We start from the raw sequence: 26,615 nt of genomic DNA on the forward strand, positions 1-26,615 counted from the left end.
AGGAGGCTAGCCGAACGCCCGAGGAAAGCGAAGTCTTGCACGGAAATCAAAAGCGGTGTAACAAGTGATCCTAACTAATTTCTTTATTGTTCGTCTTTAGAGTACATCTAAAGGAAGGTCCGTCCCTCTAAACGGCGTTTTTATCATTTTGGACAAATCGTTTATGAATCCATACTTTGGATCGCCAACGTTTGAGCATGATGATGCCCCGCAGCCATTCATCGGCAATGAAGGAGATCCAGATTCCGATAAGTCCGAGTCCGAACCAGATTCCGAGGATATAGGAAAGCGTGACGCTTACTCCCCACATGGATAATATCCCCATATAGACCGGGAAGCGTACGTCACCTGTTGCCCTTAGTGCGTTTATGACAACTAAATTAAAGCTTCGGCCCGGTTCAAGGATGATGGTCAGGTAAATCAATGTTTTACCAAGGGAGATGATTTCTTCGTTACTGGTAAAGATACGTAGTAGCGGCTCCGCTGCGACAGAGAAAATTCCGGCCATGATAAGAGAAATGAAGATAGCAATCTTTAAGCTTTTTAAACAACGTTCATAAGCACTGTCAAATTGTTTCGCTCCAATCATATGCCCGATGATGATCTGAGTCCCCTGGCTGATGGCGACGCTGAATAAGAAAATGAACATCATCAGGTTTTGGGCATATACCTTCGTCGTTAGAGCATTGGTCCCTATACTCGCAATGAAGTAGGTAATGACCATTTGTGACCCGTTATAGGAAAGATGTTCCCCTGCAGAGGGGATCCCGATCCGCAATAAATTTTTAATGTGAGAGACAGGGAGCTTGAATAATCTCCTGAATGGAAGGGCATTGGGTATCCGCTTCCTGATTACGATGATACTCACGATGAATCCGATCAGTCTCGAGGTGATGGTGGAAATGGCCACACCCTCTACGCCTAATACAGGGACACCGAACGGTCCGAAAATAAATAAGTAGTTTCCGATCACATTGACAATATTCATGCCGATTGTGATATACATGGCGTCTTTTGTATAGCCGTAGCTCCTCATGATGGCTCCAGCAGTCATGATCAAGGCCTGTATGAAAGCAAAGCCCCCTACAATTTTTAAATAGGAAGAAGCTTCATTCATTAGTGAACGCGGGAGATCCATCGATAATAAGATCGGCTTACTGAAAAATACAAGTGCGATACTCAATAAGAGTCCAAATAGTAGATTGACAGCAATGGAAACGATCGACACTTCCCCTGCCATGCGATTCTCATCCGCCCCCAGATGCTGGGCTACGAGGATGGCTGTACCCGTCGCGACAAACCCAAACATCACAATGATGAGAGAAAGGATCTGATTGGAGACCCCGACGGCTGCTACAGAGTCATCCGAATATTGACTCAGCATTAACGTATCGGCATTCCCCATCAGCATGTGAAGAAAGATTTCAATGAAAATCGGCCAAGTCAAGGCAAAGAGGGTCATGTTTTTTTGATTCTTGCTCATAGATTTTCTCCTTTAGTTTGCCTGGGGTATGTGCTCCCCGGCACCCGTTACAATTTAAATAGATAAGGGGACTAACCGTTAAGGTGTAGTCCCTCTTTATAGGAAGCATCATTAGAATTTTAAAATGGCAAATCCATACCCGTCGAGTGAGACTTCGATGGACTCTGCCTCGGCAGCAAAATCTTCCCCGTTCCACAGATTGGTAATTTTCTTCCCTTTTAACTCAAAAGGAAGGGAGTAAGTGGTCGATTCTTCACCGCAGTTTAATAGAACAAAGATTGTTTCCTCTCCGTTTGACTTGGTGAATGAAAGGCAATGCTCATGAAGATCACCGGGTAAAAACGTCAGATTTCCTTCGTTACTTAACAATGGATATTTCTTGCGAAGGGCGATATGTTTCTGTATATGCCCGAAAAGATCCTCGTTATGGCGCTCCTGTTCCCACGGGAAGCATTTACGGCACCCTGGATCCTGTTCACCAGTCAGACCGATTTCATCACCATAATAAATACAAGGTGTGCCGGTGAAGGTGAGCATGAACGTGTAGATTTGTTTGACACGTTGGATATCTTCGCCGCATTCCGTTAATACGCGTGGTGTATCGTGACTGCCGACAAGGTTGAAATTCACGTCATTCACATTCTTAGGGTACATATGCATAACAGACGTCATGTTTTCTGCAAATTGAGAAGCAGAAATGGTTTGGTGGGCGAACAGATTCAATAGGTTTGTCGTGAATGGATAGTTCATGACAGCATCGAATTGATCTCCCCGCAGCCAGGGCATGGAATCGTGCCAAATCTCCCCTAAGATATATAGATCCGGTTTTATGCCCTTTACTTCTTTTCGGAATTCACGCCAGAAGTGGTGGTCTACTTCATTCGCAACATCAAGACGCCAGCCATCGATATCGAATTCCTTAATCCAGTAACGCCCAACTTCCAATAGATAATTGCGGACCCCTTCATTTTCAGTATTTAATTTCGGCATGGAAGGTTCGAATGCAAAGGTATCATAATTGGGAGGCGAACTGTCTATATCCAGTGGGAAATCATTTACATGAAACCACTCTTTATATGGAGAATCCTCACCCTTTTCTAACACATCCTGAAACTGTTCAAAGTAGAAGCCGCTATGATTAAAGACGGCATCCAGCATGACTTTGATATCATTCTCATGACAGACCTTAATTAATTCCTTCAATGTTTCTTTCGTTCCGAATAGCGGATCGATTTCGAAATAATCGATTGTGTCGTATTTATGATTGGAGTGCGCTTTGAAGATCGGGGTAAAGTAGATTCCCGAAATCCCAAGCTCCTTCAGATAAGGAATGTTCTGGATGACGCCTTCCAAGTCCCCTCCGAAGAAATTGGTCGGAGTGGGCTCTGTGCTATTCCAATCAAGTGTTCCTTCTGGATCATTCTCCGTATTCCCATTTGCGAATCGCTCAGGGAAGATTTGATACCAGACCGTATCCTTCACCCATTGGGGTGCTTCGAAGACATCGATGGCATTCAGGAAAGGGAAGCAGAAATAATCCCCTATATCAGTAGAAGGGGCCGTGTTAAATCCTTTTTCTCCATAAAAGACTTCTTCCGTTACGTCATCAAGGAGAAAACCATAGCGAAGCCGTCTGAAAGGAGGGGAGATGGAAGCGAACCAATAATCAAACAACCGATCCGTTCCGGTCAATACCATTTCCTTACGATCGTATAGCCATTTTCCATTTTCCCATTGATAAGGATCTCCGTGCAGGAGCGTGACGGTTTTAACATCATTCTTCTTCGTACGAATCCGTAAGTGTAATTCGTTTTTTGTGCAAGCGTATGCATAATTATCTTTCGGTCTATGATAGATTGCTTCCAGTAGCATCGTAGATCCTCCTCTTATTCATTCCATTAAAGAGTATTCCAAACCAACAATGTTGTCAATGATAGGCCGTCAAACTAGTAAAGTGTTTTCTTTTCTTTCAAGTGAAACGCAAAAATTTTCAAAAAAAGTATTGTCAAAGGAGATTTAGTTTGTATAATAAGAAGTAGGTTGTGCAATCGTTTTCACAAGATAATGTAAGCGATATCTTTAGAGGTTAAGTCATAGTATGTGCAAGCGTTTGTTCAATCTAAAACATGAATTATTAGTTTCACCATACTTAGGAGGGGTCGAAATGAAGAAAGCGTTATCATTGCTTATGGTAATCATGCTTGTACTGGGGGCGCTCGCTGCTTGTGGTCCAAACCGTGAGGAAGGATCGAAAAGTGACAGTGGAGAGAAAAAAGCTGACGATGCGAACAAACCTGAAAAACTGGTTGTCTGGGAAGATCAAGAGAAAACTGGATGGCTGGATGAAGTAGGTGCCAAGTTCGAAGAAGAAACGGGTATCAAGGTTGAAGTAAAAGAAGTCGAAATGGCTACGAAAATGAAAGAACAATTACGTTTAGACGGTCCTGCCGGGACAGGTCCCGACGTATTAACATTACCACATGACCAGATCGGTGAGCTTGCTCTTGCAGGTCATATCGCTCCTTTAGAAGTCGACGGGGACATTGAAAAGCGTTTCACTGAATCTTCCATGACGGCTGAGAGCTATGATGGTAAATTATATGGTCTTCCAAAATCTTCAGAAACGCCGGTATTCATTTATAATAAAGCGTTGATGGAAGAAGCGCCTAAAACAATGGATGAAGTATACACATTCTCTAAAGATTTCACGAAAGATGGGAACTACGGTTTCTTAGCTCTTTGGGATAACTTCTATTTCGCACATGCACCGATCGGTGGGTTCGGCGGATATGTATTTGCTGAAAAAGATGGAGCATTGGACGCGAAAGATCTTGGCTTAAACAATGAAGGTGCTGTGGAAGGTACTGAATATATCCAAAAATGGTACACAGAAGGTTTATTCCCTAAAGGGATCATCGGAGAAAATGGTGGATCTGCTCTTGACGGTCTTTTCGGTGAAGGAAAAGTTGCTTCTGTCATGAACGGACCTTGGTCATTCCAAGGATATAAAGATGCGGGTATTGACATTGGTATCTCTGCTATGCCTAAGCTTCCAAACGGTGAGCCGATGAAAACATTCATGGGAGTTAAAGGCTGGCATGTGTCAGGCTACTCTAAAAATAAAGAGTGGGCTCAAAAATTCATCGAATTCATCACTCAAGACGAGTATGCTAAATTACGCTTCGAACAAACACAGGAAGTTCCAACGAACGAAGGTCTGATCGACGATCCTGCGATCGCTGATAACCCTGGTGCAAAAGCGGTTGCTGAGCAATCTCAATACGCGGTTCCAATGCCGAACATCCCGGAGATGGGAGAAGTTTGGGGACCAATGGCTGATTCACTTCAAACGGTTGTAACAGGTAAGCAAGAACCGAAAGCGGCTCTTGATGCAGCAGTGAAGCAAATTCAGCAAAACATTGATGCGAACCATTCCAACTAATCATAACCATAGCGGTACCTTCTCGTTATTGAGAGGTACTGCTATCCTTTTAAAGACCTATTCAAGGGCTTTTTAAGGAAATAAAATCGTTCTTTTCTTAAAAAGCTCTTGAAGCTTATCAAAATTGTGAACGTAGAAAGGGGAATATAGGATGGAGCAACAATCCTATCAAACAAACCATAGAAAATCAGCGCTGGCCCTTTCCCTAATCCCTGGTTTAGGTCAGATGTATCATAGACAGTTTCTGAAAGGCGGATTCTTCCTGATCATGACAGCCGCCTTTATCCTTGTCTTCAGAGACTTGATCGGCTACGGATTATGGGGGATTACGACCCTTGGGACAGACGTATCATACGGAGATCATTCCATTTTCTTAATGGTATACGGTATCTTGGCAATCATAGTATCTATTTTTGGAATCGGTTTTTATCTGTTTAATCTCCGGGATGCGTATAAGAATGGAGAAAAGCGGGACAGGGGAGAGAAGCTCAGCACGATCCGCGAGCAGTACAGAAATCTGATCGATAATGGCTTTCCATATCTCATTATGTCTCCTGGCTTCTTACTGCTTGTATTCGTCGTCATTTTCCCGATCATCTTTGTCGTTTTACTGGCGTTTACAAATTACGATCTGTATCACTCACCACCGGCTAAACTGGTCGACTGGGTAGGGATCCAAAACTTTGTTGATATCTTCAAGATTGATATATGGAGAGAAACGTTCATCACGGTACTTGCCTGGACACTCGTTTGGACGTTCGGAGCGACAACGCTTCAAGTGGCACTTGGAGTATTCCTTGCCATCCTTGTGAATCAGAAGGATTTAAAAGGAAAAGCCATCATCCGTACGGTATTCATCCTGCCTTGGGCAATCCCGGCTTTCGTTTCGATCCTCGTTTTCGCAGGAATGTTCAACGAATCATTCGGAACGATCAATCGGGACATCCTGGGGTTCTTCGGTATTGAAGGATTACCTTGGATGACCGAACCCTTGTATACACGACTTGCCCTGATTGGTATCCAGGCTTGGCTCGGCTTCCCGTTCATCTTTGCCATGACAACGGGAGTTCTTCAATCCATTCCGGATGAACTTTATGAAGCAGCTACGGTCGATGGGGCTTCAGCATTCCAGAAATTCAAGAATATCACGCTGCCACTCGTCCTTTTTGCAACGGCACCGATCATCATTACGCAATATACATTTAACTTTAATAACTTTAACGTGATTTACTTATTCAACGGCGGGGGACCGGCCTTAACTGGACAAAATGCAGGTGGGACGGATATCCTGATCTCCTGGATCTACAGTCTGACGATGACATCAGCACAGTATTCGAAAGCTGCTGCCATCACATTATTATTGTCCATCATCGTGATCACTGTAGCGATCTGGCAGTTCAAGAGAACGAAGTCATTCCAAGAAGAGGATATGATGTAATATGAATATGAAGAGACAGAAACTCATACGTTTGACACTTTCATACGCAGCCATCGGAATCATGTTTGCCATCATCCTTTACCCGGTTGCCTGGATCATCGGATCTTCATTCAACCCGGGTCAAAGTTTATCCGGTTCATCCATCATTCCTAAAAATGCAACACTGGCACATTATAAGGAACTTTTTGATCTCGAGAAAAGCAATTATATGCTTTGGTACTGGAATTCATTGAAGGTCAGTTTATCCACCATGGTCCTCACGGTGTTACTGGTCAGTTTAACGGCTTATTCATTCTCCCGTTACAGATTTACAGGCCGAAAGAATGGACTGATGACATTTCTGATTCTGCAAATGATCCCGAACTTTGCAGCGTTGATTGCCATTTTCGTATTGGCCCTGTTGACGAAATTATTGGATACACACATTGGATTGATCCTCGTGTATGTAGGAGGTCAGATCCCTATGAACACATGGCTGATGAAAGGGTATCTTGATACGATTCCGAAAGAGCTTGATGAATCAGCCAAGATGGACGGTGCGGGCCATTTGCGCATTTTCTTTCAGATCGTCATGCCTCTTGCGAAACCGATCATTGCGGTCGTGGCACTGTTTTCATTCATTGCCCCATTCGCAGACTTTATCATTGCAAGTATTCTGTTACGTTCAGAAAAGATGTATACATTACCGGTTGCCCTTTATGATATGGTGGCCAAACAATTCGGGGCGGAATTTACAACATTTGCTGCCGGCTCGGTACTCATTGCCGTACCGATTGCCCTATTATTCCTGTTCTTCCAGAAATACTTCGTTTCAGGATTGACGGCAGGGGGTACAAAAGGATAATCTTATAGGCGTTACTAACAATTTTAGGAGGAGCGGAGATGAAAAGAAGAGTATTATCTCTCATTTTAGTCCCGTTTCTTCTTTTTTACGCCCTTCCGGTAGGAGCAGTTGAAAAAGAAGAACGAAAATGGCAGGATGAGACCATTTATTTCTTGATGGTCGATCGCTTTAATGATGGGGATACGAGCAATGATAAAGATGTTAACACGAAGGACCCGAAAGCCTATCAGGGCGGTGATTTCCAAGGAATCATCGATAAATTAGATTACATCAAGGATATGGGATTCACTGCCATATGGCTGACCCCGATCTTTGATAATCAACCTATGGGTTATCACGGCTATTGGATTACGGACTTTTACAAGACCGAAGAACATTTCGGCTCGATGAAGACGTTCAAGAAGCTTGTGGAAGAAGCCCATAAACGGGATATGAAAGTGATGCTGGACTTTGTTGTGAACCATGTCGGACCTCGGCACCCCTGGGTGAATGACCCTGAAAAAGGGGACTGGTTCCATGAGAAACAACCGATGAACTTCAATAATGAAGAAAGTCTAAAAAATGCCTGGTTATATGATCTTCCTGATTTAAATACTGAAAATCCCGAAGTGAAGAACTATTTATTCGATGCAGCAAAATGGTGGATCAAAGAAACCGATATCGATGGATATCGCCTGGACACGGTACGTCATGTCCCGCAGGAGTTCTGGGAGGAGTTCAGCGATGAGGTGAAGTCGGTGAAAGAAGACTTCTACCTGTTAGGTGAAGTGTTCGACCGGGATCCGGAGAAAATCGCTGCGTACAATGGGACAGGGATCGATGGATTCGTCAATGTTCCTCAAGCGGAAGAAATGCGTTCCGTCTTCCAAAAGCCCGATACATCCATGGATCGGTTATTTAACTTTTGGAAATACAATGAAACCTTTTATGACAATCCATATGTGATGGGAACCTTTATCGACAATCATGATATGGAACGATTTACAAGAATGATTGTTCAAGAGAAACTTTTCCCTGGAACGAGATGGAAGCTTGCTCTCACCTATATGTATACAACCCCGGGAATACCGATCGTTTATTACGGATCTGAAATAGCGATGGACGGGGGGAATGACCCTGATAACCGCCGCTTTATGAATTTCAGGGCGGATAAGGAATTGATCGATTATATCACCCGGTTAGGTGAAATACGTCAAGAATATCCAGCACTGACGAGAGGCGATATTACACCGATCTACAATAAAGACGGGATGGGAATCTTTAAGCGTACTTACAGAGATCAGACGATCGTCATAGCGATCAACAATACGAGCGAAACACAAAATGTTCAATTAACAAAAGAAGAATTAGCGGATAATCATGAATTAAAAGGGCTGATCAGTGATGACCTGGTTCGCAGCGACAAGGATGGAAATTATCATCTTGTTCTTGATCGTGAAGAGTCAGAAATCTATATGCTGAAAAACAAGAGTGGCCTGAATTATCCTTACCTGTTCGCTTTGGGGATCATGTACTTCCTATTCTTCCTCTTCCTGTATCTTGTAAGGAAACGTGGAAAAGCGAAGAATAAGTAATAAGAGCAGGGCCATTAAGATGAGCCCTGCTGCCATTTTAAATTAAATGAAATGGAAGCGTTTTAATTTTATGAATGAGCAGCCCGCCTAAGGGTCCGCTTTTTTAATACAGGGGGGTGGAATATTTGGCTGTTACCATAAAAGATGTTGCGAAGCTTGCAAACGTAGCGCCGTCCACGGTTTCACGTGTTATCGCAAACAATCCAAGAATAAGTGAAAAAACAAAACAAAAAGTACGGGAAGCGATGGAGCAACTTGGGTATCATCCTAACTTCATTGCAAGGAGCCTGGCAAATCAGTCCACACAGGTGATAGGGCTGGTACTGCCGGGTTCCGCCAGTGCCTTTTCACAAAATCCATTCTTCCCGACTGTCTTGAGAGGGTTGAGTGATGGGGCTCAGGAAAAACAGTATGCCCTTCAAATGTCCACCGGCCAATCCGATGAGGAAATCTTTGAAGGTGTCGTTCAGATGGTCCAAGGGGGACGGGTGGACGGAATCATCCTGCTATATTCAAAGGTAGAAGATAAAGTGATGAACTACTTAAAGAATCGTGATTTCCCCTTTGTCGTCGTCGGTAAACCATATAAGTATTGTGAAGAAATCACACATGTGGATAATGACAACTACCGGGCAACTAAAGAAGTGACGGACTATCTCCTTGGGCTTAAGCATGAATGCATCGGCTTCATCGGGGGAGACCTGAATCTTGTTGTGACGGTGGAGCGTTTGTTAGGGTACGAAAAGTCCCTCCGTGATGCTGGAATCGATATGAAGGACGAATATATCATCCATGAAGAATTTCTTCGTGAAGGGGGACGTGAAGCCATTAAAGAGCTCATGCAGCTGGAAGCCCCCCCGACAGCCCTGGTCGTAGCCGACGATCTAATGGCGCTTGGAGTCTTGAATACATTGGATGAGATGGGCATTCGTGTCCCGGAAGACATATCCATTGTCAGCTTCAATAATGTACTCCTGGCTGAAATGTCCAGACCACCGCTTACATCAGTGGATATCAATATATATAATCTTGGGAATGAGGCGGCGAAAAGCCTCATTCAAAAAATCGAGAATCCGAAAGAACCGATCAAGCGGATCATTGTTCCTCATCATCTTGTGACCCGGTGTACCTGCAGTGAACGCAAAGTGAAGTCATAATAAAAAGCGACTGAAGTGTGGACTCCATCCAAAAGAGGAGGGTCATAAACTTCAGTCGCTTTTTGGCTTATCCGTTGATGACGGTACCGCCATTAACATGAATCATCTGTCCTGACACGTAGCTTGAATCATCACTGGCAAGATATACGTAGGCAGGTGCTAATTCAAACGGTTGTCCTGCCCGTCCAAGGGGTGTGTTCGCTCCGAATTCCGATACTTTTTGTGAACTGAAAGTGGATGGTATCAACGGAGTCCAAATCGGTCCTGGAGCCACCCCGTTTACTCTGATGCCATCTGAGGCAATGTTTTCAGCCAGTGAACGGGTAAAGCTGACAATGGCCCCTTTGGTAGAAGAGTAATCGATCAGATCCTTGTTTCCTTTATATGCTGTGATCGAAGCAGTATTGATGATCGAGGCTCCCTTCTTAAGGTGGGGTAGGGCTGCCCTCGTCAAATAGAACATCGAGAAGATATTCGTTTTGAATGTACGCTCTAACTGTTCATCGCTTATATCCGCAAGGCCCTCCTGAGGGTGCTGTTCGGCAGCGTTGTTCACGAGGATATCAAGTTTCCCGAACTCGGAAATCGTCTTATTTACGAGATCTTTGCAAAAAGTCGAACTTCCGACATCACCAGGTAAAAGGGTGCATCTGACTCCTTCTGCTTCTACAAGTTCCTTCGTTTTATTCGCATCCTCATGCTCATCCAAATATGAAATCCCTACATGTGCACCTTCCCTTGCGAAGTACCAGGCAACCGACCGTCCGATTCCGCTGTCGCCTCCTGTGATAAGTGCGACCTTTCCATCCAACTTGCCACTGCCCTTATAGTTTTGATCCGTATGGATGGGCTGGGGATTCATTTCATCCACCGTACCAGGCTGATGATCCTGGTGCTGAGGTGGGAAAGTCTGTTTCTGGTTTTGTTGTTGAGACAATGAAAACACTCCTTTATGGGTATAGGTTATCTTAAAATAGTGTTTACCCGGAAAAAAAAATTATTAACGTGTTTTTTTAGAGGAGGTTAGGAAAAAGAGGTTGGGACAAAAGCATTTAGTTAAAAGAAAATCCGAACGATCATTCGAAATTCATTTTTGAAAATCGAAATCGTTCGGATTTTTCATTTGGATGTAGTAAGTAGTGGTTGATTTCCGCTCCAGGTGCTCGCCTTCCGCGGGGCTGGGCGAGCCGCTTCCGCTTTTCGGACTGTCCAGCGTTTCCCACAGGAGCGTAAGTGACGAGGAGGCTAGCCGAACGCCCGAGGAAAGCGAAGTCCTGCACGGAAATCCAAAGCGATGTAGCAAGTGATCCTAACTATTTTTTGATTGTTCGTCTTTAGAGAAAGCAGATTGAGTTATGACCCAGCCTGCCTGCAATCATTTCTTTTTCATTTTGCCTGCAGCTTTATATCCAATCATATTCAACAACCCCTTAGGTGAAGAGAAGGGAGGGGCGTAGCACGTCTCGATTTCCTGGAGATCGGTGACCGAGAGTCCACCGTAGATGGCAGTGGCCAGGATATCGATTTGTTTATCTACACCTTCACCTCCTACCACATTCCCCCCGAAAATCTTGCCGGTATCAGGACAGAAGTGGACACGGACATATACTTCATGTGCCCCGGGGTAGTAGCCGGCGTGGGACTTTCCTTCGTGTACGGCCGTTTGATAAGTATAACCTTTTTTCTTTAGGTCTTTCTCTCCGAGACCAGTTGAAGCGATGGAAAGGTCAAATACTTTGGCAATTGCCGTTCCTAGCATCCCTTTAAAAGGGACAGGGTCCCCGGATATGTGCTTGGCGATGATGTAGGCTTGCCGGTGGGCAGGCCAGGCAAGAGGGACCTGTTTCGGCATATCGTCAATGAAGTCGATGGATTCTACGACATCCCCGACTGCATAAATGGAGTCATCGTCCGTTTGCATGAACTCATTACTCACGACTCCACCTGATTCCCCGATGGATAAACCGGCTTCCTTTGCCAGTTTGTTACGGGGTTTCACTCCCACTGAAAGGAGGATGAAGTCAGACTGTAACGTTTCTCCGCTGTCGAGTTTTAATGTATTTTCAGGAAGTACTTCTTTCAAGCCATCATTCGTATACAGCTTCACCGCTTTTTCTGAGATATGATTCTGCAATCTTTTAGCTGTCTCCTCATCAATGACACTGATGACGTGTTCAGACCTTTCGACGATATTCACCTTCATGCAGAGATGGGTGAAGTTTTCAGCCATTTCGACCCCAATGAATCCACCGCCGATGATGGTGCACGATTCAGGTTTTGATGTTTCAATGAACTGCTTGATCCTGTCCATGTCTTCAACGGTTCTTAGATGGAAAGCAGGGATCTTGTGGAGTCCTGGAATTTCCGGGAGAAAGGGGAAGGCACCGGTTGCAATCACCAGATAGTCATATGTTTCATCGTAATCTTCATTGCCGTCATGATCCCTTATCAGTAAAGATTTCTTCTTACGATCGATTGCTAACGCTTCATGATGCATTCTTACGTCAATATTCTTTTTTGTATGTAATTGTTCAGGGGTGGCTGCAAAGAGACTTTCCCTGTCTTTGATTACATCGCCTAAATAATAGGGCATGCCGCAGGCTCCGTAGGATAAGTAAGAGGTCTTCTCGAGCAGGATGATCTCGATCTCACTGTCGAGCTTCCTGATTTGAGATGCTGTCGTGGCTCCTCCACCGACGGCACCAATGATGATGACTTTTTTCTTCATGTTTTTCCTCCTAAGTGAAAGAAGTCTAATGGGATTATTGTACCCATTAGACTTCTTTGAAAAACCGTATTAACGGAAGTTTACGTATTGTACATCGATGGAGAGGTCAGCTTCGCGGATGGCTGCAATGATTTTTTGAAGATCATCTTTGCTTTTACCGGTAACGCGGACTTGATCATCCTGAACTTGACTCTTTACCTTCACGCCTGAGTTCTTGATGATCGTATTGATTTTCTTTGCGTTCTCTTTATCGATTCCCTGTACAAGTTTTGCACGCTGACGGACAGTGCCGCCTGATGCACCTTCAAGCTTACTGTAATCGAGATTTTTAACCGGGACGTTACGCTTGATCAGTTTACTGAGAAGGACGTCCTTCAACTGATTCATTTTAAATTCATCATCGGAGACGAGGACGATTTCCTCACCATCTAATTTAATGTCACTCTTGCTGCCTTTGAAGTCATAACGGGTTTGAACCTCTTTTAACGCGATTTGAATCGCATTGCTCACTTCTGACATATCCACTTTGGATACGATGTCAAACGAACTTTCCTTTGCCATATGTAACCCCTCCATACTTTTTTCTCTTTTCATTATAGACAAGCTGTGACGGGACATACAACTTCTTTGGTTGAAATGATACAGGTTTTTTTGAATAGATAGGGAAGGGAGACAATCATATAGGGTAAGAGGTCGATGAATTAATGAGGGATCAACCAATCGCATCGTTTATTAAACGCAAAAGGCACCCCTTCATGAAAGAACAGGTGCCTTCTGACCGGTCCATCCCTTATAGATGATCCGTTTTTTTGGAGTATTGGTTCTTACCGGCTTTCCGGTTTATTTCTTTGATTTTATTCTTTTCCTGGCGCAGGGCATTGTTGTCCCTCGCCTTTTTTTCATTATCAGATGTATGTGGCATGGTGATTCTCCCTTCCGTATTGGTTCTCGTTACTAGTATGAGGAAGGGGAAAGAAGTTTATGAGTGCTGATTTAAGAAAAATATGGCTAAGGTCCCTGTACCTGTATGAGAACCTATGGCGCATCCAATAATACTGATATAAACGTCTTTCGGTGAAAATTTATCCTCTATGAGCTGCTTCATTTCAAGAGCGAGTTCTTCGTCGTCGCCATGACTGATGGCGATGACCTGGCTAGAGAGATCGTCACTGCGTTCTTCCATTACATCTAAAATGCGTTTAAGGAGTTTTTTCTTTCCGCGCAACTTTTCAATTGGAACAAGTTTCCCATCTTCCACATGGAGAAGGGGCTTGATATTCAGGAGTCCTCCCAGAAAGGCAGAAGCTTTTGAAACTCGCCCTCCTTTTGCCATGTATTCAAGATCTTCTACGGTGAAAAGGTGTTCCATATGCTCGGAGTTAAACCGGGAGGCTTCGATGATTTCTTCTTTTGTCCCGCCGTTGTTCAGGAGTTCAGCCGCTTTCATGACGACCAATCCATATCCGAGAGAAGCACATTTCGAATCGATGATGGTCAAATCAAGATCAGGGTAATCTTCTTTAACCTGATCCCGGATCATGACAGCCGTTTGATATGTGCCTGATAATTGGGAAGAGAATGCAACGTAAATGCCGGAATGATTCGATTCCGCAAGTTGAGTGAACTTTCTCAGGAACATGTCCGGTGAGACTTGAGACGTTTTCGGCATATGCCCATCCCTGATTTTATCGAATACGGTCTTCGGTTCAATGGTGATCAAGTCCTCGTAGTCCTGACCATCTATATGTACTTTAAGTGGAAGAAGCTCTATGTTGTGTTCGTTGAAATAGGCAGCAGGGAGATCGCTTGCACTATCAGCAAATAATTTTACTGTCATCCTCATCATCCTTTGACTTATCTTTATAGCTTTAGTCTAGCGATTTTCAGTGAAAATAACAATCGATTGAACATGAATTATGATAAAAAGATGAATAGTAGAAAGAGTTTAGGTAAGATGAATTGTGGAACATAGAAAATAACAACAAGATGCAGGAGGTATGTGTATGTCGAGAGATCATGTTCAATTAGAGGCAAAGAAATTTGTCGTGGTTCTGGTAGGATCCCTTTTAGGGGCCATTGCCATGAACTTCTTTCTTATTCCGGCAAATGTATATGCGAGCGGCTTTACGGGACTTGCCCAGCTGCTGTCGAGTTTACTGAAAGAGTTTGCACCATTCAATATTTCAACAGGTATTTTATTATTCATCCTTAATATTCCGGTAACTATACTAGGATGGCACAAGGTTGGCCGTTCCTTTACTGTGTATAGCTTTATCTCGGTATTCTTGACTTCCTTTTTCCTGGAAGTGATCCCTGTTATTAAATTATCACCCGATATCCTTCTCAATGCGGTATTCGGTGGGGTCATCGCAGCTGTCGGGGTCGGGATCACCTTGAAATGGGGTGCCTCCACCGGCGGGATGGACATCATCGCCATGATCCTGTCTAGAATGAAGGATAAGCCTGTAGGATCTTATTTCTTCCTGATGAATGCGGTGATCATAACGTCTGCAGGATTCCTTTACGGGTGGGAAAAAGCACTGTATACGTTAGTGACATTATATGCTTCCACACGTGTTATCGACACCATTCATACACGACATGAGAAGCTGACGGCGATGATCGTCACCAAGAAATCGAATGAATTGCGTGAAGCCATTCACTCCAAGCTGGTAAGGGGTATCACGACTTTGCCTGCCAAAGGGGCATTTTCCGGAGAGGACAAGGAGATGCTGATCATCGTCATTTCACGGTATGAATTGTACGAGCTTGAACATACGATCAAGGACGTCGATCCCAATGCCTTTACAAATATCGTCCAGACAACAGGGATCTTCGGGTTCTTTCGAAAAGATTAGATTAGAAAGTTTAACAAATACTATAGGTGAACCTAGATAGAAAGGGGTATCACCTTGAAAGCCATCGTATATTTATTGATCAGCTTTATCATGTTTTTGGGTGCACCAATGACCATGGAAGCAAGCCTCTATATGGAAAGTGTCGATCACCATTTTGGGGAAGTGAAATCATTTACTGTTGCAGAGGGAAATCCTTCCTTTAAAGACGTGAAGGTAATGGAGGTCAAGGGTCGCTATACGGTTAGTGGACAAGCCCGTGTATCAAGTGGAAGTTTTTACTATTCGGTGGAAGATGGTCATAGGGTCGTCCTATCAGAAACTCTTCTAAAAGTGAATAAAGAAGCTCCTAACTGGACAAAATTTTCCATCATCCTTCCTGAAATGGAAGCGAGAACAGGAAAGCTGTTCTTAAATCTATATGAGCGGGATAAGGAAGACGGGAAGGTCATTCATTCTTATATTGTCGCTCTTCCATAAAATAAACAGGGTTGCCTTTTTACGGGCAACCCTGTTTTATTGCTTATGATAGGTGGCTCAACTCATCTTGAAGAGCGTGAAGCTGCTTCTGTTCTTCCACATTCGAGTTAGCGTAAGCAGATGACAAAGCATTCTTCGCTTTATCAATGGACATTTGAGCGTTTTCTCCCGTATTGCATGCCTGCTTGGCTGAAGATACAGCGTTACGTGCCTGCTGGAAAAGTGGATTGCTCATTATTCCAGCCCCCCTGCACCGTCACCATGTGAAGCAAGCTTCTTAGCCTCTGCTTCTGCATACGTCAGATGATATGGGATACGTTCGTCATGTTTTGATACAGCAATTTTACCTTGTTGTACAAATCGTTTCGATTTATTTCTACCCATCACTTACCACCCCTTGTGCAAGTTGGAACGCTGGATGCGTTCTTTTCTAGTATGGCTCTCGGAGGGGGAACGTACAGTAAGAAGATTTACCCACCGTTTCCATCAGGTTTAGAGATCGAAGCGTTTTTGCAGGTAGCGCCCGATGCCATCCTCTTCATTCGAAAGAGTCACAGCATTTGCAATATCCTTCAGTGGATCAATGGCATTTCCCATGGCCACACCTGTTCCCGCGTAGGCGAGCATTTCCAGATCGTTGTCCTCATCCCCGAATGCGATGATTCTTTCTTGAGGGATGTTCAAAGAAGAAGCCACACGCTCTATCCCAACCGCTTTATTCAATCCGGATTTAACGATCTCAATGATATGCCAGGGTGCTGCCCAGCGGCGATGATCGATCAATTCTGCATGAACATCATCTAAATGGGCACGAATGTCGGCTACATCCTCTTCTTCAGCGTGAATGAGCATGGATGTAGGGTGATCGGATAATACGTTGCGGATATCACCTGTTGAAATGGATGGATTCCCCATCATGAATACATCGATGATCTTTTCGTCATGATAATGAAGATAGACATCATCCTTTACTTCAGCGACAATGTTACGGAATGGAAAATCATCACATGCATCGATGATTTGTTTTGCCACTTTTAGATCCATCGGTTCATGGTAGATTCCCCATGTTGGATCGGTCGGATGATGTACGAATGCTCCATTGAAATTGACAATGGGCGTACTGAGCTGTAATTGTTGATAATACAGTTCACTTGCACGAAACGGTCTGCCTGTTGCAATCATCACTTCATGCCCTTTATGACGAGCTTTTTTTAATATATCATGTGTTTTGGATGAGATTTTTTTCTCATCGGTTAATAATGTTCCATCGAGATCCAGAACAATTAGATGTTTTTCTTGTAAGTTCATGAATACAAATCCCCAATCTTGTTGGTATGAAGGCTATTCTAGTGTAGCGTTACACCCGGAAAGTTGTCCACCGACTGCACATAGATTTAAAGAAAAATTTACATACGCCTTCGATTTAAATATTATACATACTACCAAATCTAGGATATCATAGTAAAGTGAAAAGCAATCAGGAGGGAGAGAACCACCATGATTCTTATTGATAAATCAAACATACAAACGATCCCATTTCTTCATCTTGTGAAGGAAGAAGACATGAATAAACCGATACCGATATGCTTCTTTATTCACGGCTTTACGAGTGCGAAAGAGCATAATCTTCACTACGCATACCTTCTTGCTGAAAAGGGGTTCAGAGTGATACTCCCGGATTGTTTAGAGCACGGAGAACGATCTTCTGGAAAGTCAGAATATCAATTAGGAGAAGTCTTTTGGAAGATCGTGTTGAATACCATTCATGAATTATCCATATTGAAAGAGCACTTTGAAGAAAAAGGGCTGATCGCACCAAATGGAATTGGTGTTGCAGGAACATCCATGGGGGGAATCGTCACATTGGGTGCCCTTACTCAATATGAATGGATCTCTTCAGCCGTTTCACTGATGGGGAACCCTGCATATGTAAAATTTGCACAGGCACAGCTTGATCAAGTGGAATCGCTGGGATATGATCTGCCATTTAGCGAGGGGGAAATCGAAAGCATGATGAGTGAGCTTGCCCATTACGATTTAAGCCTTCAACCCGAGAAGCTTGGGGGCAGGCCACTCATGTTCTGGCATGGAAAGCGCGACAAAGTCGTCCCCTTCCATTTGACCAGGGAATTCTATGACAGCATATTGCCTTATTATGAGGAACGTGAAGACCATCTGCTTTTCATTGAAGATGATAAAGCAGATCATAAAGTGACGAGAGAAGGCGTGTTACGGCTTGTCGAGTGGTTCGAGAAGCATTTAACAGCTTAACCTTTTGTCTTATACGTTGTTATTTGTTAAGATGAGTAATGAAAATGGGTAAGAGACAAGTATAACCGTAAAGGAGTGATTAGCATGGATCAAGATCTTAAAGATAATATGATGGGTGCTTTAGAGCAGGTTGTCGACCCTGAATTAGGAATAGACATAGTTAATTTAGGATTAGTTTATGATGTGGATCTAGATGAAGAAGGTAAAGCAACAGTCACCATGACCCTTACGTCAATGGGTTGCCCCCTTGCCGGAACCATTGTGGATCAGGTGAAAACAGCATTGCGTGACATTCCCGAAGTGAAAGAAACAGAGGTTGACATCGTCTGGAATCCACCATGGAGCAAAGACAATATGTCCCGCTATGCGAAAATCGCATTGGGGATCCGATAATAACCGACCTAAAAACCCCCTGAAGCAGGCTTGCTTCAGGGGGTTTTTAGGTTTGGATCAATCGATCCTGCAAATGGAGACAGGGCAATTTTCACAGTCAATTTCATTTTTCAGATAATCCAGATCCAAGATCGTGATGTATCCTTTTTCCGACATTAGGACGCCGTCTTTCTTCAATTCACTCAATAATCTGTTCACAACTTCCCTGGATGATCCACAAAAATTGGCCAATTCCTGGTGAGTTAAGGGCAGGTCGATCAGAATACCGGTTTTAACGGTTTTTCCGTAGCTATTGACCATGCGGATCAGGGTAGAATACAGGGCTCCTTTTTTTCCATGAAGGATGAGGTCGCGAAACTTTGTCTGATTCTGCTGATTTTGAAGCTGTATCCATTTCAGCCATTGTATTGTCAAATCACCGTTTTGGGACAGAGTTTCTTCAAACCTTTCTTTCGGTAAAACATAAACCGTCGTGCCCTCGAGTATTTTCGCGCTGAGCATGTAGTGGGCCACTTTACTGAATAAAGTCAATTCTCCGATGACGTCATCAGTTGAACAGATGCGCAGGGATAATTCACGTCCATCGGGGATGATTTTGCTTATTTGAACCCGGCCGCTTCTGATTAAATATAACTCGTGAGCCGCTTTTCCTTCTTGAAACAAAAAACTTCCTTTTTTTAAGGTTCTCACCGACTTTTTCTCGATGAATAATTGTTTTATCTCGGAAGGGACTTCAACATTCTCACTCATGAGATCACACCGTTTCCATAAAAAATGTCTTATTTTAACAAGCTTAACAAAGGAACGCGGGCGAATAGAAGGCTTATGTGAAAATCAGGACGGCAGCTCCAACGGCGACACAATAAATAGCAAAATACTTTAAGTTTCCTTTAGCCATAATATTCATGAACCACTTCAAAGAGAAGTAAGAAGCGATCAAAGATGCAATAAAGGCAACGACATATGGAATCGCCATGGAAGCGAGATTCGGATCATCCATCAGGTCGCTTATTCCAAATACCATGACGCCAACGCTGACGGGGATATAAAGAAGGAACGAGAAGCGCAGGGCTGTTTCCGCCTTCATACCGCTTGCCATGGCCGCAACGATCGTGGCACCTGAACGACTGATTCCAGGGATGAGGGCAACTGCCTGTGCAAGACCGATGATGATCGCGTCCTTTACATTTAAGTCTCCATCATTCTTTCTTCCTCTCAGGTTACGGATCATCCATAGGGCGATACCTGTCACGATGAGTGTGATGCCTACCGTGATGACAGAAGTAAGGTGTTCCTCAATGACATCGCCGAATAGTACACCGATCACCCCGGCAGGGATTGTCCCGATCAGCAAGTATATAATGAAATGAAAATCACGTTTTGTTTCGGGTGTTTTCTGTTTGAAATAACCGAGTCCATTCACGATAAGTCGCATGATGTCTTCCCGGTAAACGATGAGCACGGCGAGTAACGAAGCCGTATTGACCAGAATTTCAAAGGTCAGCGTTGTGTCTTTGATTCCAAGGAAATGCTGGGCGAGCAACAGATGTCCACTGGATGAGATCGGAATCGGTTCCGTGAACCCTTGAAAAATCCCCAAAAATAAGTATTTCATAATCAAATAAAAATCCATTGTATATCCTCCAAGCTTTTTTTCTCCACATTTTTTAATTTAACACCATAAAGGGAAAGACTGTAAAGGCTTTTTCCGAATGTTAACCGAACCGTAACGTGAATATTATATTTATCCTTCATCTGGCATGCATGAAAGGTCATGCTTGTAGAAAAATAGGAAGGAAGCATCGCTTCGAAAAAGGAGGGGTAAAAATGGGACAGTCACGACAATTCAGGGCCGGGGAAAAAGCACCGAACAATGGTGAGTATATAGAAATCGGTGAAACCGGGAGCATGGTGAAGAATCCGCAAAAACTGCGTTTGAAAGCAGGGGACAGGTTTCCTGAGAACTCCAATCACAACCGTCTTTGGTCATATATGAGAAAACCTTAACCATCAGGAACAAGGGTGCCCCGGAACAAGGCGGCCCTTGTTCCTTTTTCTTTCCCTTTTTCCGAAGAAAGGGATATAATGCAATTAAAGGTCAATAAAGGTCAAATGCGAGGTGGTAGACAATGAATCTTGATAATATGACCCACAGCATTCAGGAAGGATTGGTTTCGGCTGGTCAAATGGCGAAGGAAAAGCTACATACAGATGTAAGCGCCATTCATTTATGGAAATCCCTTCTCGGGTCGGGAGGTAGCTTCCTTCGTACCATATATGAGCGGGCGGGGGTAACCATTCAGGCTTTGACTGAATGGATTGATGAGAAGTTACAAGACATCCCTGCAGTAGAGGGGGAAGGTATTGAATATGGACAGTACCTTTCAAGGGATATCCATCAACTCTTCGCGGACAGTGAGAGTTTGAGACGGAAATGGGAAGACGACTATATTTCCATTGAGCATCTTGCCCTTTCCCTGTGGAAGCAGAAGAATCATCCGATTACCCTATACTTAACACATCAAGGGGTAACGGAAAAAAACGCAAGAGAAATCATTGAAGAGCTAAGAGGAGGGAGCAGGGTGACGACACAAAACCCGGAAGTGAAATATGAAGCGCTAAAGAAATACGGAAGGGATCTTGTGGCTGATGTGAGGTCAGGGAAAATCGATCCTGTTATCGGGAGAGATAGTGAGATCCGACACGTCATTCGCATTCTTTCACGGAAAACGAAGAATAATCCCGTCTTGATCGGTGAGCCGGGAGTAGGCAAAACCGCCATCGTGGAAGGTCTTGCCCAGAGGATTGTTCGTAAGGATGTTCCTGAAGGCTTGAAGGATAAGACGATTTTCGAGCTGGATATGAGCTCTTTAGTCGCAGGAGCGAAATTCAGGGGCGAGTTTGAAGAACGATTGAAAGCCGTTTTGCAAGAAGTGAAAAAGAGTGAAGGACGCATTCTTCTTTTCATTGATGAACTCCATACGATTGTCGGTGCAGGAAAAACAGATGGTGCCATGGATGCGGGGAATATCCTGAAACCGATGCTGGCCAGAGGGGAGCTTCACTGTATCGGGGCAACGACCTTCAATGAATATCGAAAGTATATAGAGAAGGATCCTGCCCTTGAAAGACGCTTTCAACAAGTGCTCGTACAGGAACCAAACGTGGAGGATACGATCTCCATCCTGAGAGGATTGAAGGAACGATTTGAAATCCACCACGGAGTCAATATACATGACCGGGCCATCGTAGCTGCATCCAGGCTGTCTGATCGTTATATCTCAGACCGGTTCCTCCCTGATAAAGCCATCGACCTAATCGATGAAGCATGTGCCATGATCCGGACGGAAATCGATTCGATGCCCTCAGAGCTCGATGAAGTCACCCGTAAAGTGATGCAGCTCGAAATTGAGGAAGCAGCGTTGAATAAGGAGAAAGATGCTGCAAGTATAGAGCGGCTCGGACGTATCCGTGAAGATTTAAGCAATCTGAAGGAAAAAGCGAATAGCATGAAATTAAAATGGGAGCAGGAGAAAGAAAGCATCTCCGTCGTACAGGAGAAGCGGGAAGAATTAGAGAAACTCCGGCGCCAGTTGGAAGAAGCCGAAAGTGATTATGATTTGAATAAAGCCGCTGAACTCAGGCACGGACGGATTCCGGCAATGGAAAAGGAGCTTGAGGCGGTAGAGCAGGAAATGATGAAAGAACAGGAAGGGCGCCTGCTTCGTGAAGAAGTGACAGAAGAAGAAGTGGCGAATATTGTGGCGAGATGGACAGGGATCCCGGTCACAAAGCTTGTAGAAGGAGAAAGGGAGAAGTTGTTGAAGCTTGATCACATTCTTCATGAACGGGTGATCGGGCAGGATGAAGCCGTTCAACTGGTCAGTGATGCCGTCATTCGTGCAAGGGCAGGGATCAAGGATCCGAACAGACCGATTGGTTCCTTCATTTTCTTAGGGCCGACAGGAGTCGGGAAGACAGAGCTTGCGAAGACCCTCGCCCAAACGTTATTTGACAGTGAAGAACAGATGATCCGAATCGATATGTCTGAATATATGGAGAAGCATGCGGTTTCCCGTTTGATCGGGGCACCCCCTGGATATGTAGGCTATGAAGAAGGCGGTCAGCTGACAGAAGCAATCAGGCGTAAACCCTATTCTGTCATTTTACTGGATGAAATTGAAAAGGCTCATCCCGAAGTATTCAATATTCTTCTGCAAATGCTTGATGATGGCCGGATAACCGATTCTCAAGGGAGGACCATTGATTGTAAAAACACGGTGATCATCATGACCTCCAATATCGGTTCTGCTCACCTCCTTGAACGGAATAAAGGGGAAGAAGAGATTGACTCCGAAACGAAAGATCTCGTCATGGGCCAGCTGCGGTCTGCTTTCCGCCCTGAATTCCTTAACCGGGTGGATGACATTATCCTATTCAAGCCTTTGAGCATTCAAAATATAAAGGGGATCATTGATAAACTCATTGAGGACCTTCAGGAACGGATTGAGGAGCAGCAAATCATCCTTTCCCTTACGGAAGGGGCGAAAGAACTCATCGCAGAATCCGCCTATGATCCCGTTTATGGAGCACGTCCTTTAAAAAGGTACCTTCAGAGGGAAATCGAGACTAAGCTTGCAAGGGAGCTCATTGCCGGAAACATACGACAGGGTCAAACCATCACGATTGATGCAGGTGAAAATGGTCTGTCGATTCATTAATCTAAAAAAAGCAGCCGGATTTGGCTGCTTTTCTTAATGGTTTTCTACAGGCTCGTTTGGTATAACAAGCGTGATCAGGAATACCAATACCGTGAAACAAACGGAAAGGATTAATCCTGTTTGAAAATGAAATTCGTTTCCATTCATAGAACTAACAACGTAAGTCAGCATTTCGGACAATGCAAAAGCCCAGAAGAACATCCAAAAAAATCTCACGCCAAGTCACCTCATTCCTATGTATTTAACACATTCAATCGTATGTTGTCACTCATTTCAATCTTTATTAGTTTACCACAGCTTTCGCAATTAATAAATGACTAATCTGTGAAATGTAAACCCTGTCATCCCGTTGGAGAAAGTGGCCGGAATTTACATAAATTAATGTTTCTCTATGGGCTATCTTCCTTACAAATGCAGTCTCCTTACATAAACTATAGAGACTTAGTATGTAAAAGGAGAAATTTAAATGTATCAGCGATTGTTTCAATTAGAGCAAGAGTGGTGCATGATCCATTACCCTGAACGACCAAATGGATTCGCTGTAATGATTATTGGGGACTCCCATCACTATGTAGACGAAAAGAGCAGTTTCTGGGTGCAGCATGAGGCAAGATATAAGTGGATTCAAGAGCTGACAGCCAAGGGGTACATTGTATATTATAGTAATCTGTATGGAGCGAATTGGGGTAGCGATCAAGCCGTACAACTGGCCAGGCGACTCTATCAGCATGTGAAACGTAATGAAATCATCAATGGAAGGATTCACATATTGGCTGAAGGAATGGGAGCATTAGTATTGAAAAATCTCTATCCGAAATTGGCAAATGATATTAGAAGTGCCATCCTTCTCTCCCCATGTGTATCGCTCTATGACCATTTAGAACAAGAAAAGGAACAGAAATTCTTTTATAAAAAAGTGATAAAGGAACTTTCCTTCATGCTGAAGATGATGGAAGAGGATTGTGAAGCCTTCATTTCACAACAATCACAGAACTACAAAATATTCCAGGAAATCCCTGTTCCCCTGTATATTGTTCAGTCAATGACTCTAAACCGTTATAAAAATCAATTCACTCTCATAAAAGATATATATACGGAGCGTTTAGCAAAAGGAATTTCAACGGATCTATTCTTTGTTCTTCCTGAGAAGCGAGGGTCTCTTGGAGGGAAGATCGCCTCTTACTTTTCCCTGCATGAGAAAGAGTTATAACAAAAAAATTGGAGTGATTGACTTGAACCATCATGCAATCGTTTTTGCTGCACAACAGTTTTTAGGCTTCGAACTCTGTAATGCCCTTCTGGAAAAAGGATGGACCGTGACTGCCATCGATGAGGACAAAGAGACGGTGGATAAATGGATGGAAATTGGAAGGAATGCAAACCTGGAGTATGTTCCCTATGGGGAATGGGATAAGAACGTACGCGAAGGCTCCAGTGTTTTCCTTCCTTACTATGACCAGGGAAGAGGAGATAGAGCAGGGTTTTTAACAGAAGTAGATAAATTGCTCTCAAAAGTGGACCAACCCTTCCATAAGATCCGAATCTATTCTATTGGAAAAGGAAACAGAAATCTAGAAGAGGAGGGCGCAGTGTTTTACCTTCCAACGTTATATGGCATCCATCAACCGGAAGAATTTCTGTTTACACAGATTTTGACCGGCAGAGGGGAAGTAACGGACTATGTGGATGATCCCTCGGGGGCGATTTATGTGAAGGATGCAGCGGGTATGATTGTCAAGCTTTCCTCAAAGAAAGATACCTACACCTTGAAACCTCTATCAAACAGGAGCTGGAATGAAGTTCTATCATATATTACAGATGAAATTTTTTCAGCTGATCACCGTGAAATCGAATCAGTTGGAAAAGAAGTGATCGTCAGACCATCCAAGTCTCACAGGAGCATCATTGATCAACAAGAAAAAGGGATACGCTTGCATGAAATTGAGGAATGAGAAAACTTTTTCTTTTCATGTGGATAGAGGTGAGGGTAAAATAGGGATGATGTAATGAACCTTTTATAGATGCTGCATGGGCTTTAAAGGAGTTGCTGCACATGAGTAAGAAATGTTACATGTTTATCCTGATTGTATTCCTCGTTGGACTAAGTGGTTGTTCAGCAGGGAACAGCGAAGAGATAGAAAAGGTTGGTTTACTTGTTCCGGAAGCAGTGAATGATGGAGTATGGGGGACAAAAGGATACAGGGGATTATTAAAAATACAATCCGATTATAATGCAGACGTTTTCTATAAAGAGGGAATGAAGAATGATACATCAATCAAGCAGGCAGTAGAGGAATTTGATGATAATGATGTCACCTTAGTATTTGGACACGGAAGTGAGTATGCAGATGTTTTTAACGACTTGTCAGGGGAGCACCCTAACATGCATTTCGTCAGTTTTAACGGACACGCCTCGGAAAAAAACACGACAAGCCTACAGTTCAAAGGATATGCAATGGGCTTTTTCGGAGGAATGACAGCTGCCTTTCACTCGAAAACGAAAAAGATCGGTGTGATTGCAGCCTTTGATTGGCAGCCTGAAGTTCAAGGTTTTATAGATGGAGCGAAGTATCAAAACAGTGAGACAGAGATTAAGGTGGAGTACACCAATCATTGGGACGATCAAGCGAGGGCCCTTCAAGAGTTGGACACTTTACTGAATGAGGGTATCGATGTTGTATATCCTGCTGGAGACGGCTATAATGTAGCTGTAATCGAAAAGCTTAAGGAAAGAGGACTTTATGCCATAGGGTACGTATCCGATCAATCCGATCTTGGGGAATCAACGGTCCTGACCAGCACTGTCCAGCAGGCTGATAAGTTATATGGAGTAGTTGCCGAAAGGTTTGCGCAAGATGAGCTCAAATCAGGCAACCTGGAATTTGATTTTAAAGACGGTGTGATCTCCATGGGGAAATTCAGTCCCCTCATTCCGAAAGATTTTCAATCTGAAATGAAGCAACATGTAAATGACTATATTGACACCGGCAAATTGCCGAATGGAAAGGAATCGAAACAATGAATCAAGATAAAACGATGGAATTTATGCAGATTGCCATGAAATACTTCCCTCAAGCGAAGGAACAACTCGATCAAGCAGGTGTCGAGTTCTCTCCTGAAATGCTGCAGCCATTCATGACGCTTTTCACCCAGGTGATGAGTGAAGCCTACGAATTAGGCAAGCAGGATGCCTTACATAAAGAATAGTTATTAAAGGACGGGTCATCGG

At 43.7% G+C, this 26,615-nt stretch carries 28 protein-coding genes; 15 read left to right on the forward strand and 13 right to left on the reverse strand.

The annotated features are described in order from the left end of the window. Positions 1–127 precede the first annotated feature (127 nt). Both NQ095_RS11460 and NQ095_RS11465 read right to left on the reverse strand, forming a co-directional pair. Positions 128–1,483, reverse strand: coding sequence for an MATE family efflux transporter (locus NQ095_RS11460; RefSeq protein ID WP_258263620.1), 1,356 nt, complete (start codon positions 1,481–1,483; stop codon positions 128–130). Positions 1,484–1,594: 111 nt separating this feature from the next. Then, positions 1,595–3,355, reverse strand: a complete 1,761-nt coding sequence (locus tag NQ095_RS11465) for an alpha-glycosidase (protein ID WP_258263621.1) — start codon at positions 3,353–3,355, stop codon at positions 1,595–1,597. Positions 3,356–3,647: 292 nt separating this feature from the next. Between NQ095_RS11465 and NQ095_RS11470 the strand changes: the two genes are divergently transcribed. From NQ095_RS11470 to NQ095_RS11490, 5 genes are all read left to right on the forward strand, one after another. After that, positions 3,648–4,925: an extracellular solute-binding protein gene (locus NQ095_RS11470; RefSeq protein ID WP_258263623.1), complete on the forward strand. Its 1,278-nt coding sequence runs from the start codon at positions 3,648–3,650 to the stop codon at positions 4,923–4,925. Positions 4,926–5,076: 151 nt separating this feature from the next. Next, a complete protein-coding gene (locus tag NQ095_RS11475) occupies positions 5,077–6,363 on the forward strand; it encodes a carbohydrate ABC transporter permease (protein ID WP_258263625.1) in 1,287 nt (428 codons plus the stop codon). 1 nt (position 6,364) lies between these two features. Then, the gene (locus NQ095_RS11480; protein ID WP_258263627.1) at positions 6,365–7,207 is read left to right on the forward strand and encodes a sugar ABC transporter permease; all 843 of its coding nucleotides are present in this window, start codon (positions 6,365–6,367) and stop codon (positions 7,205–7,207) included. Positions 7,208–7,245: 38 nt separating this feature from the next. Continuing rightward, on the forward strand, positions 7,246–8,781 hold the full coding sequence (locus NQ095_RS11485; protein ID WP_258263629.1) for an alpha-amylase family glycosyl hydrolase: 1,536 nt from the start codon (positions 7,246–7,248) through the stop codon (positions 8,779–8,781). A 125-nt stretch (positions 8,782–8,906) separates the two neighbouring features. After that, entirely contained in the window at positions 8,907–9,938 is a 1,032-nt protein-coding gene (locus tag NQ095_RS11490) for a LacI family DNA-binding transcriptional regulator (RefSeq protein ID WP_258263631.1), read from the forward strand. A gap of 67 nt (positions 9,939–10,005) precedes the next feature. Here the strand turns inward: NQ095_RS11490 and NQ095_RS11495 are convergent, their stop codons facing one another. From NQ095_RS11495 to NQ095_RS11515, 5 genes are all read right to left on the reverse strand, one after another. Next, positions 10,006–10,875, reverse strand: coding sequence for an SDR family oxidoreductase (locus NQ095_RS11495; RefSeq protein ID WP_258263633.1), 870 nt, complete (start codon positions 10,873–10,875; stop codon positions 10,006–10,008). 438 nt (positions 10,876–11,313) lie between these two features. Next, positions 11,314–12,666: a CoA-disulfide reductase gene (locus tag NQ095_RS11500; RefSeq protein WP_258263634.1), complete on the reverse strand. Its 1,353-nt coding sequence runs from the start codon at positions 12,664–12,666 to the stop codon at positions 11,314–11,316. 69 nt (positions 12,667–12,735) lie between these two features. Beyond that, positions 12,736–13,227 carry a YajQ family cyclic di-GMP-binding protein gene (locus NQ095_RS11505; protein WP_044337711.1) on the reverse strand — a complete coding sequence of 164 codons (492 nt, stop codon included), beginning with the start codon at positions 13,225–13,227 and terminating at the stop codon, positions 12,736–12,738. Between the two features lie 229 nt (positions 13,228–13,456). Further along, entirely contained in the window at positions 13,457–13,588 is a 132-nt protein-coding gene (locus NQ095_RS11510; protein ID WP_094075248.1) for a DUF3941 domain-containing protein, read from the reverse strand. 57 nt (positions 13,589–13,645) lie between these two features. After that, positions 13,646–14,503, reverse strand: a complete 858-nt coding sequence (locus tag NQ095_RS11515) for a DegV family protein (RefSeq protein ID WP_258263635.1) — start codon at positions 14,501–14,503, stop codon at positions 13,646–13,648. 166 nt (positions 14,504–14,669) lie between these two features. Between NQ095_RS11515 and NQ095_RS11520 the strand changes: the two genes are divergently transcribed. Together NQ095_RS11520 and NQ095_RS11525 are read left to right on the forward strand one after the other, a co-directional pair. Continuing rightward, positions 14,670–15,524 (forward strand): YitT family protein, encoded by an 855-nt coding sequence (locus tag NQ095_RS11520; protein WP_258263636.1) that lies wholly within the window; start codon positions 14,670–14,672, stop codon positions 15,522–15,524. Positions 15,525–15,578: 54 nt separating this feature from the next. Beyond that, entirely contained in the window at positions 15,579–16,001 is a 423-nt protein-coding gene (locus tag NQ095_RS11525) for a Gmad2 immunoglobulin-like domain-containing protein (RefSeq protein WP_258263637.1), read from the forward strand. 43 nt (positions 16,002–16,044) lie between these two features. On the opposite strand, the gene NQ095_RS11530 is transcribed toward NQ095_RS11525, so the two are convergent. The 3 genes from NQ095_RS11530 to NQ095_RS11540 all read right to left on the reverse strand — a co-directional run bounded on the left by NQ095_RS11530 (position 16,045) and on the right by NQ095_RS11540 (position 17,309). Further along, complete coding sequence (locus NQ095_RS11530) at positions 16,045–16,236, reverse strand: DUF3813 domain-containing protein (RefSeq protein ID WP_258263638.1); 192 nt, start codon at positions 16,234–16,236, stop codon at positions 16,045–16,047. After that, positions 16,236–16,385 carry a hypothetical protein gene (locus tag NQ095_RS11535; RefSeq protein ID WP_179886584.1) on the reverse strand — a complete coding sequence of 50 codons (150 nt, stop codon included), beginning with the start codon at positions 16,383–16,385 and terminating at the stop codon, positions 16,236–16,238. Before NQ095_RS11535 ends, NQ095_RS11530 begins: the two co-directional genes overlap by 1 nt. A 108-nt stretch (positions 16,386–16,493) precedes the next feature. Beyond that, positions 16,494–17,309, reverse strand: a complete 816-nt coding sequence (locus NQ095_RS11540) for a Cof-type HAD-IIB family hydrolase (RefSeq protein WP_258263639.1) — start codon at positions 17,307–17,309, stop codon at positions 16,494–16,496. A 189-nt stretch (positions 17,310–17,498) separates the two neighbouring features. On the opposite strand from NQ095_RS11540, the gene NQ095_RS11545 reads away from it, so the two are divergent. Continuing rightward, complete coding sequence (locus tag NQ095_RS11545; RefSeq protein ID WP_258263640.1) at positions 17,499–18,272, forward strand: prolyl oligopeptidase family serine peptidase; 774 nt, start codon at positions 17,499–17,501, stop codon at positions 18,270–18,272. A gap of 84 nt (positions 18,273–18,356) precedes the next feature. Then, positions 18,357–18,665: a metal-sulfur cluster assembly factor gene (locus NQ095_RS11550; RefSeq protein ID WP_060670294.1), complete on the forward strand. Its 309-nt coding sequence runs from the start codon at positions 18,357–18,359 to the stop codon at positions 18,663–18,665. A gap of 57 nt (positions 18,666–18,722) precedes the next feature. Here NQ095_RS11550 and NQ095_RS11555 read toward each other — a convergent pair whose 3' ends face one another. Both NQ095_RS11555 and NQ095_RS11560 read right to left on the reverse strand, forming a co-directional pair. Next, positions 18,723–19,415 (reverse strand): Crp/Fnr family transcriptional regulator, encoded by a 693-nt coding sequence (locus NQ095_RS11555; RefSeq protein WP_258263641.1) that lies wholly within the window; start codon positions 19,413–19,415, stop codon positions 18,723–18,725. A 73-nt stretch (positions 19,416–19,488) separates the two neighbouring features. Next, positions 19,489–20,298 carry an undecaprenyl-diphosphate phosphatase gene (locus tag NQ095_RS11560; protein ID WP_258263642.1) on the reverse strand — a complete coding sequence of 270 codons (810 nt, stop codon included), beginning with the start codon at positions 20,296–20,298 and terminating at the stop codon, positions 19,489–19,491. A 194-nt stretch (positions 20,299–20,492) separates the two neighbouring features. Here NQ095_RS11560 and NQ095_RS11565 point away from each other — a divergent pair, with 194 nt between their 5' ends. Next, positions 20,493–20,672 (forward strand): YjzC family protein, encoded by a 180-nt coding sequence (locus NQ095_RS11565; protein ID WP_034763424.1) that lies wholly within the window; start codon positions 20,493–20,495, stop codon positions 20,670–20,672. A gap of 122 nt (positions 20,673–20,794) precedes the next feature. Continuing rightward, a complete protein-coding gene (clpB, locus tag NQ095_RS11570) occupies positions 20,795–23,386 on the forward strand; it encodes an ATP-dependent chaperone ClpB (protein WP_258263643.1) in 2,592 nt (863 codons plus the stop codon). Between the two features lie 33 nt (positions 23,387–23,419). On the opposite strand, the gene NQ095_RS11575 is transcribed toward clpB, so the two are convergent. Next, a complete protein-coding gene (locus tag NQ095_RS11575) occupies positions 23,420–23,587 on the reverse strand; it encodes a YjzD family protein (RefSeq protein ID WP_309137639.1) in 168 nt (55 codons plus the stop codon). A 265-nt stretch (positions 23,588–23,852) separates the two neighbouring features. On the opposite strand from NQ095_RS11575, the gene NQ095_RS11580 reads away from it, so the two are divergent. The 4 genes from NQ095_RS11580 (at position 23,853) to NQ095_RS11595 (ending at position 26,593) form a co-directional block, all read left to right on the forward strand. Further along, positions 23,853–24,596, forward strand: a complete 744-nt coding sequence (locus tag NQ095_RS11580; RefSeq protein WP_258263644.1) for an alpha/beta fold hydrolase — start codon at positions 23,853–23,855, stop codon at positions 24,594–24,596. Further along, on the forward strand, positions 24,580–25,338 hold the full coding sequence (locus tag NQ095_RS11585; RefSeq protein ID WP_258263645.1) for a hypothetical protein: 759 nt from the start codon (positions 24,580–24,582) through the stop codon (positions 25,336–25,338). Before NQ095_RS11580 ends, NQ095_RS11585 begins: the two co-directional genes overlap by 17 nt. A gap of 101 nt (positions 25,339–25,439) precedes the next feature. Then, a complete protein-coding gene (locus NQ095_RS11590) occupies positions 25,440–26,408 on the forward strand; it encodes a BMP family ABC transporter substrate-binding protein (protein WP_258263646.1) in 969 nt (322 codons plus the stop codon). Then, on the forward strand, positions 26,405–26,593 hold the full coding sequence (locus NQ095_RS11595) for a ComZ family protein (protein ID WP_034763435.1): 189 nt from the start codon (positions 26,405–26,407) through the stop codon (positions 26,591–26,593). Before NQ095_RS11590 ends, NQ095_RS11595 begins: the two co-directional genes overlap by 4 nt. Positions 26,594–26,615 lie beyond the last annotated feature (22 nt).

The sequence above is a fragment of the Rossellomorea sp. SC111 genome, from assembly GCF_024733565.1.
Lineage (GTDB): Bacteria > Bacillota > Bacilli > Bacillales > Bacillaceae_B > Rossellomorea.

What these genes read in the sequence shown, in the direction of transcription:
- NQ095_RS11545 (WP_258263640.1), top strand. Translation starts at nt 17,499, where the DNA reads ATGATTCTTATTGATAAATCAAACATACAAACGATCCCATTTCTTCAT.
- NQ095_RS11595 (WP_034763435.1), top strand. Translation starts at nt 26,405, where the DNA reads ATGAATCAAGATAAAACGATGGAATTTATGCAGATTGCCATGAAATAC.
- NQ095_RS11535 (WP_179886584.1), bottom strand. Translation starts at nt 16,385, where the DNA reads ATGGGTAGAAATAAATCGAAACGATTTGTACAACAAGGTAAAATTGCT.
- NQ095_RS11575 (WP_309137639.1), bottom strand. Translation starts at nt 23,587, where the DNA reads ATGTTCTTCTGGGCTTTTGCATTGTCCGAAATGCTGACTTACGTTGTT.
- clpB (WP_258263643.1), top strand. Translation starts at nt 20,795, where the DNA reads ATGAATCTTGATAATATGACCCACAGCATTCAGGAAGGATTGGTTTCG.
- NQ095_RS11500 (WP_258263634.1), bottom strand. Translation starts at nt 12,666, where the DNA reads ATGAAGAAAAAAGTCATCATCATTGGTGCCGTCGGTGGAGGAGCCACG.
- NQ095_RS11475 (WP_258263625.1), top strand. Translation starts at nt 5,077, where the DNA reads ATGGAGCAACAATCCTATCAAACAAACCATAGAAAATCAGCGCTGGCC.
- NQ095_RS11460 (WP_258263620.1), bottom strand. Translation starts at nt 1,483, where the DNA reads ATGAGCAAGAATCAAAAAAACATGACCCTCTTTGCCTTGACTTGGCCG.
- NQ095_RS11590 (WP_258263646.1), top strand. Translation starts at nt 25,440, where the DNA reads ATGAGTAAGAAATGTTACATGTTTATCCTGATTGTATTCCTCGTTGGA.
- NQ095_RS11565 (WP_034763424.1), top strand. Translation starts at nt 20,493, where the DNA reads ATGGGACAGTCACGACAATTCAGGGCCGGGGAAAAAGCACCGAACAAT.
- NQ095_RS11510 (WP_094075248.1), bottom strand. Translation starts at nt 13,588, where the DNA reads ATGCCACATACATCTGATAATGAAAAAAAGGCGAGGGACAACAATGCC.
- NQ095_RS11530 (WP_258263638.1), bottom strand. Translation starts at nt 16,236, where the DNA reads ATGAGCAATCCACTTTTCCAGCAGGCACGTAACGCTGTATCTTCAGCC.
- NQ095_RS11520 (WP_258263636.1), top strand. Translation starts at nt 14,670, where the DNA reads ATGTCGAGAGATCATGTTCAATTAGAGGCAAAGAAATTTGTCGTGGTT.
- NQ095_RS11465 (WP_258263621.1), bottom strand. Translation starts at nt 3,355, where the DNA reads ATGCTACTGGAAGCAATCTATCATAGACCGAAAGATAATTATGCATAC.
- NQ095_RS11585 (WP_258263645.1), top strand. Translation starts at nt 24,580, where the DNA reads ATGAGAAAGAGTTATAACAAAAAAATTGGAGTGATTGACTTGAACCAT.
- NQ095_RS11555 (WP_258263641.1), bottom strand. Translation starts at nt 19,415, where the DNA reads ATGAGTGAGAATGTTGAAGTCCCTTCCGAGATAAAACAATTATTCATC.
- NQ095_RS11480 (WP_258263627.1), top strand. Translation starts at nt 6,365, where the DNA reads ATGAATATGAAGAGACAGAAACTCATACGTTTGACACTTTCATACGCA.
- NQ095_RS11505 (WP_044337711.1), bottom strand. Translation starts at nt 13,227, where the DNA reads ATGGCAAAGGAAAGTTCGTTTGACATCGTATCCAAAGTGGATATGTCA.
- NQ095_RS11515 (WP_258263635.1), bottom strand. Translation starts at nt 14,503, where the DNA reads ATGACAGTAAAATTATTTGCTGATAGTGCAAGCGATCTCCCTGCTGCC.
- NQ095_RS11485 (WP_258263629.1), top strand. Translation starts at nt 7,246, where the DNA reads ATGAAAAGAAGAGTATTATCTCTCATTTTAGTCCCGTTTCTTCTTTTT.
- NQ095_RS11550 (WP_060670294.1), top strand. Translation starts at nt 18,357, where the DNA reads ATGGATCAAGATCTTAAAGATAATATGATGGGTGCTTTAGAGCAGGTT.
- NQ095_RS11580 (WP_258263644.1), top strand. Translation starts at nt 23,853, where the DNA reads ATGTATCAGCGATTGTTTCAATTAGAGCAAGAGTGGTGCATGATCCAT.
- NQ095_RS11470 (WP_258263623.1), top strand. Translation starts at nt 3,648, where the DNA reads ATGAAGAAAGCGTTATCATTGCTTATGGTAATCATGCTTGTACTGGGG.
- NQ095_RS11560 (WP_258263642.1), bottom strand. Translation starts at nt 20,298, where the DNA reads ATGGATTTTTATTTGATTATGAAATACTTATTTTTGGGGATTTTTCAA.
- NQ095_RS11540 (WP_258263639.1), bottom strand. Translation starts at nt 17,309, where the DNA reads ATGAACTTACAAGAAAAACATCTAATTGTTCTGGATCTCGATGGAACA.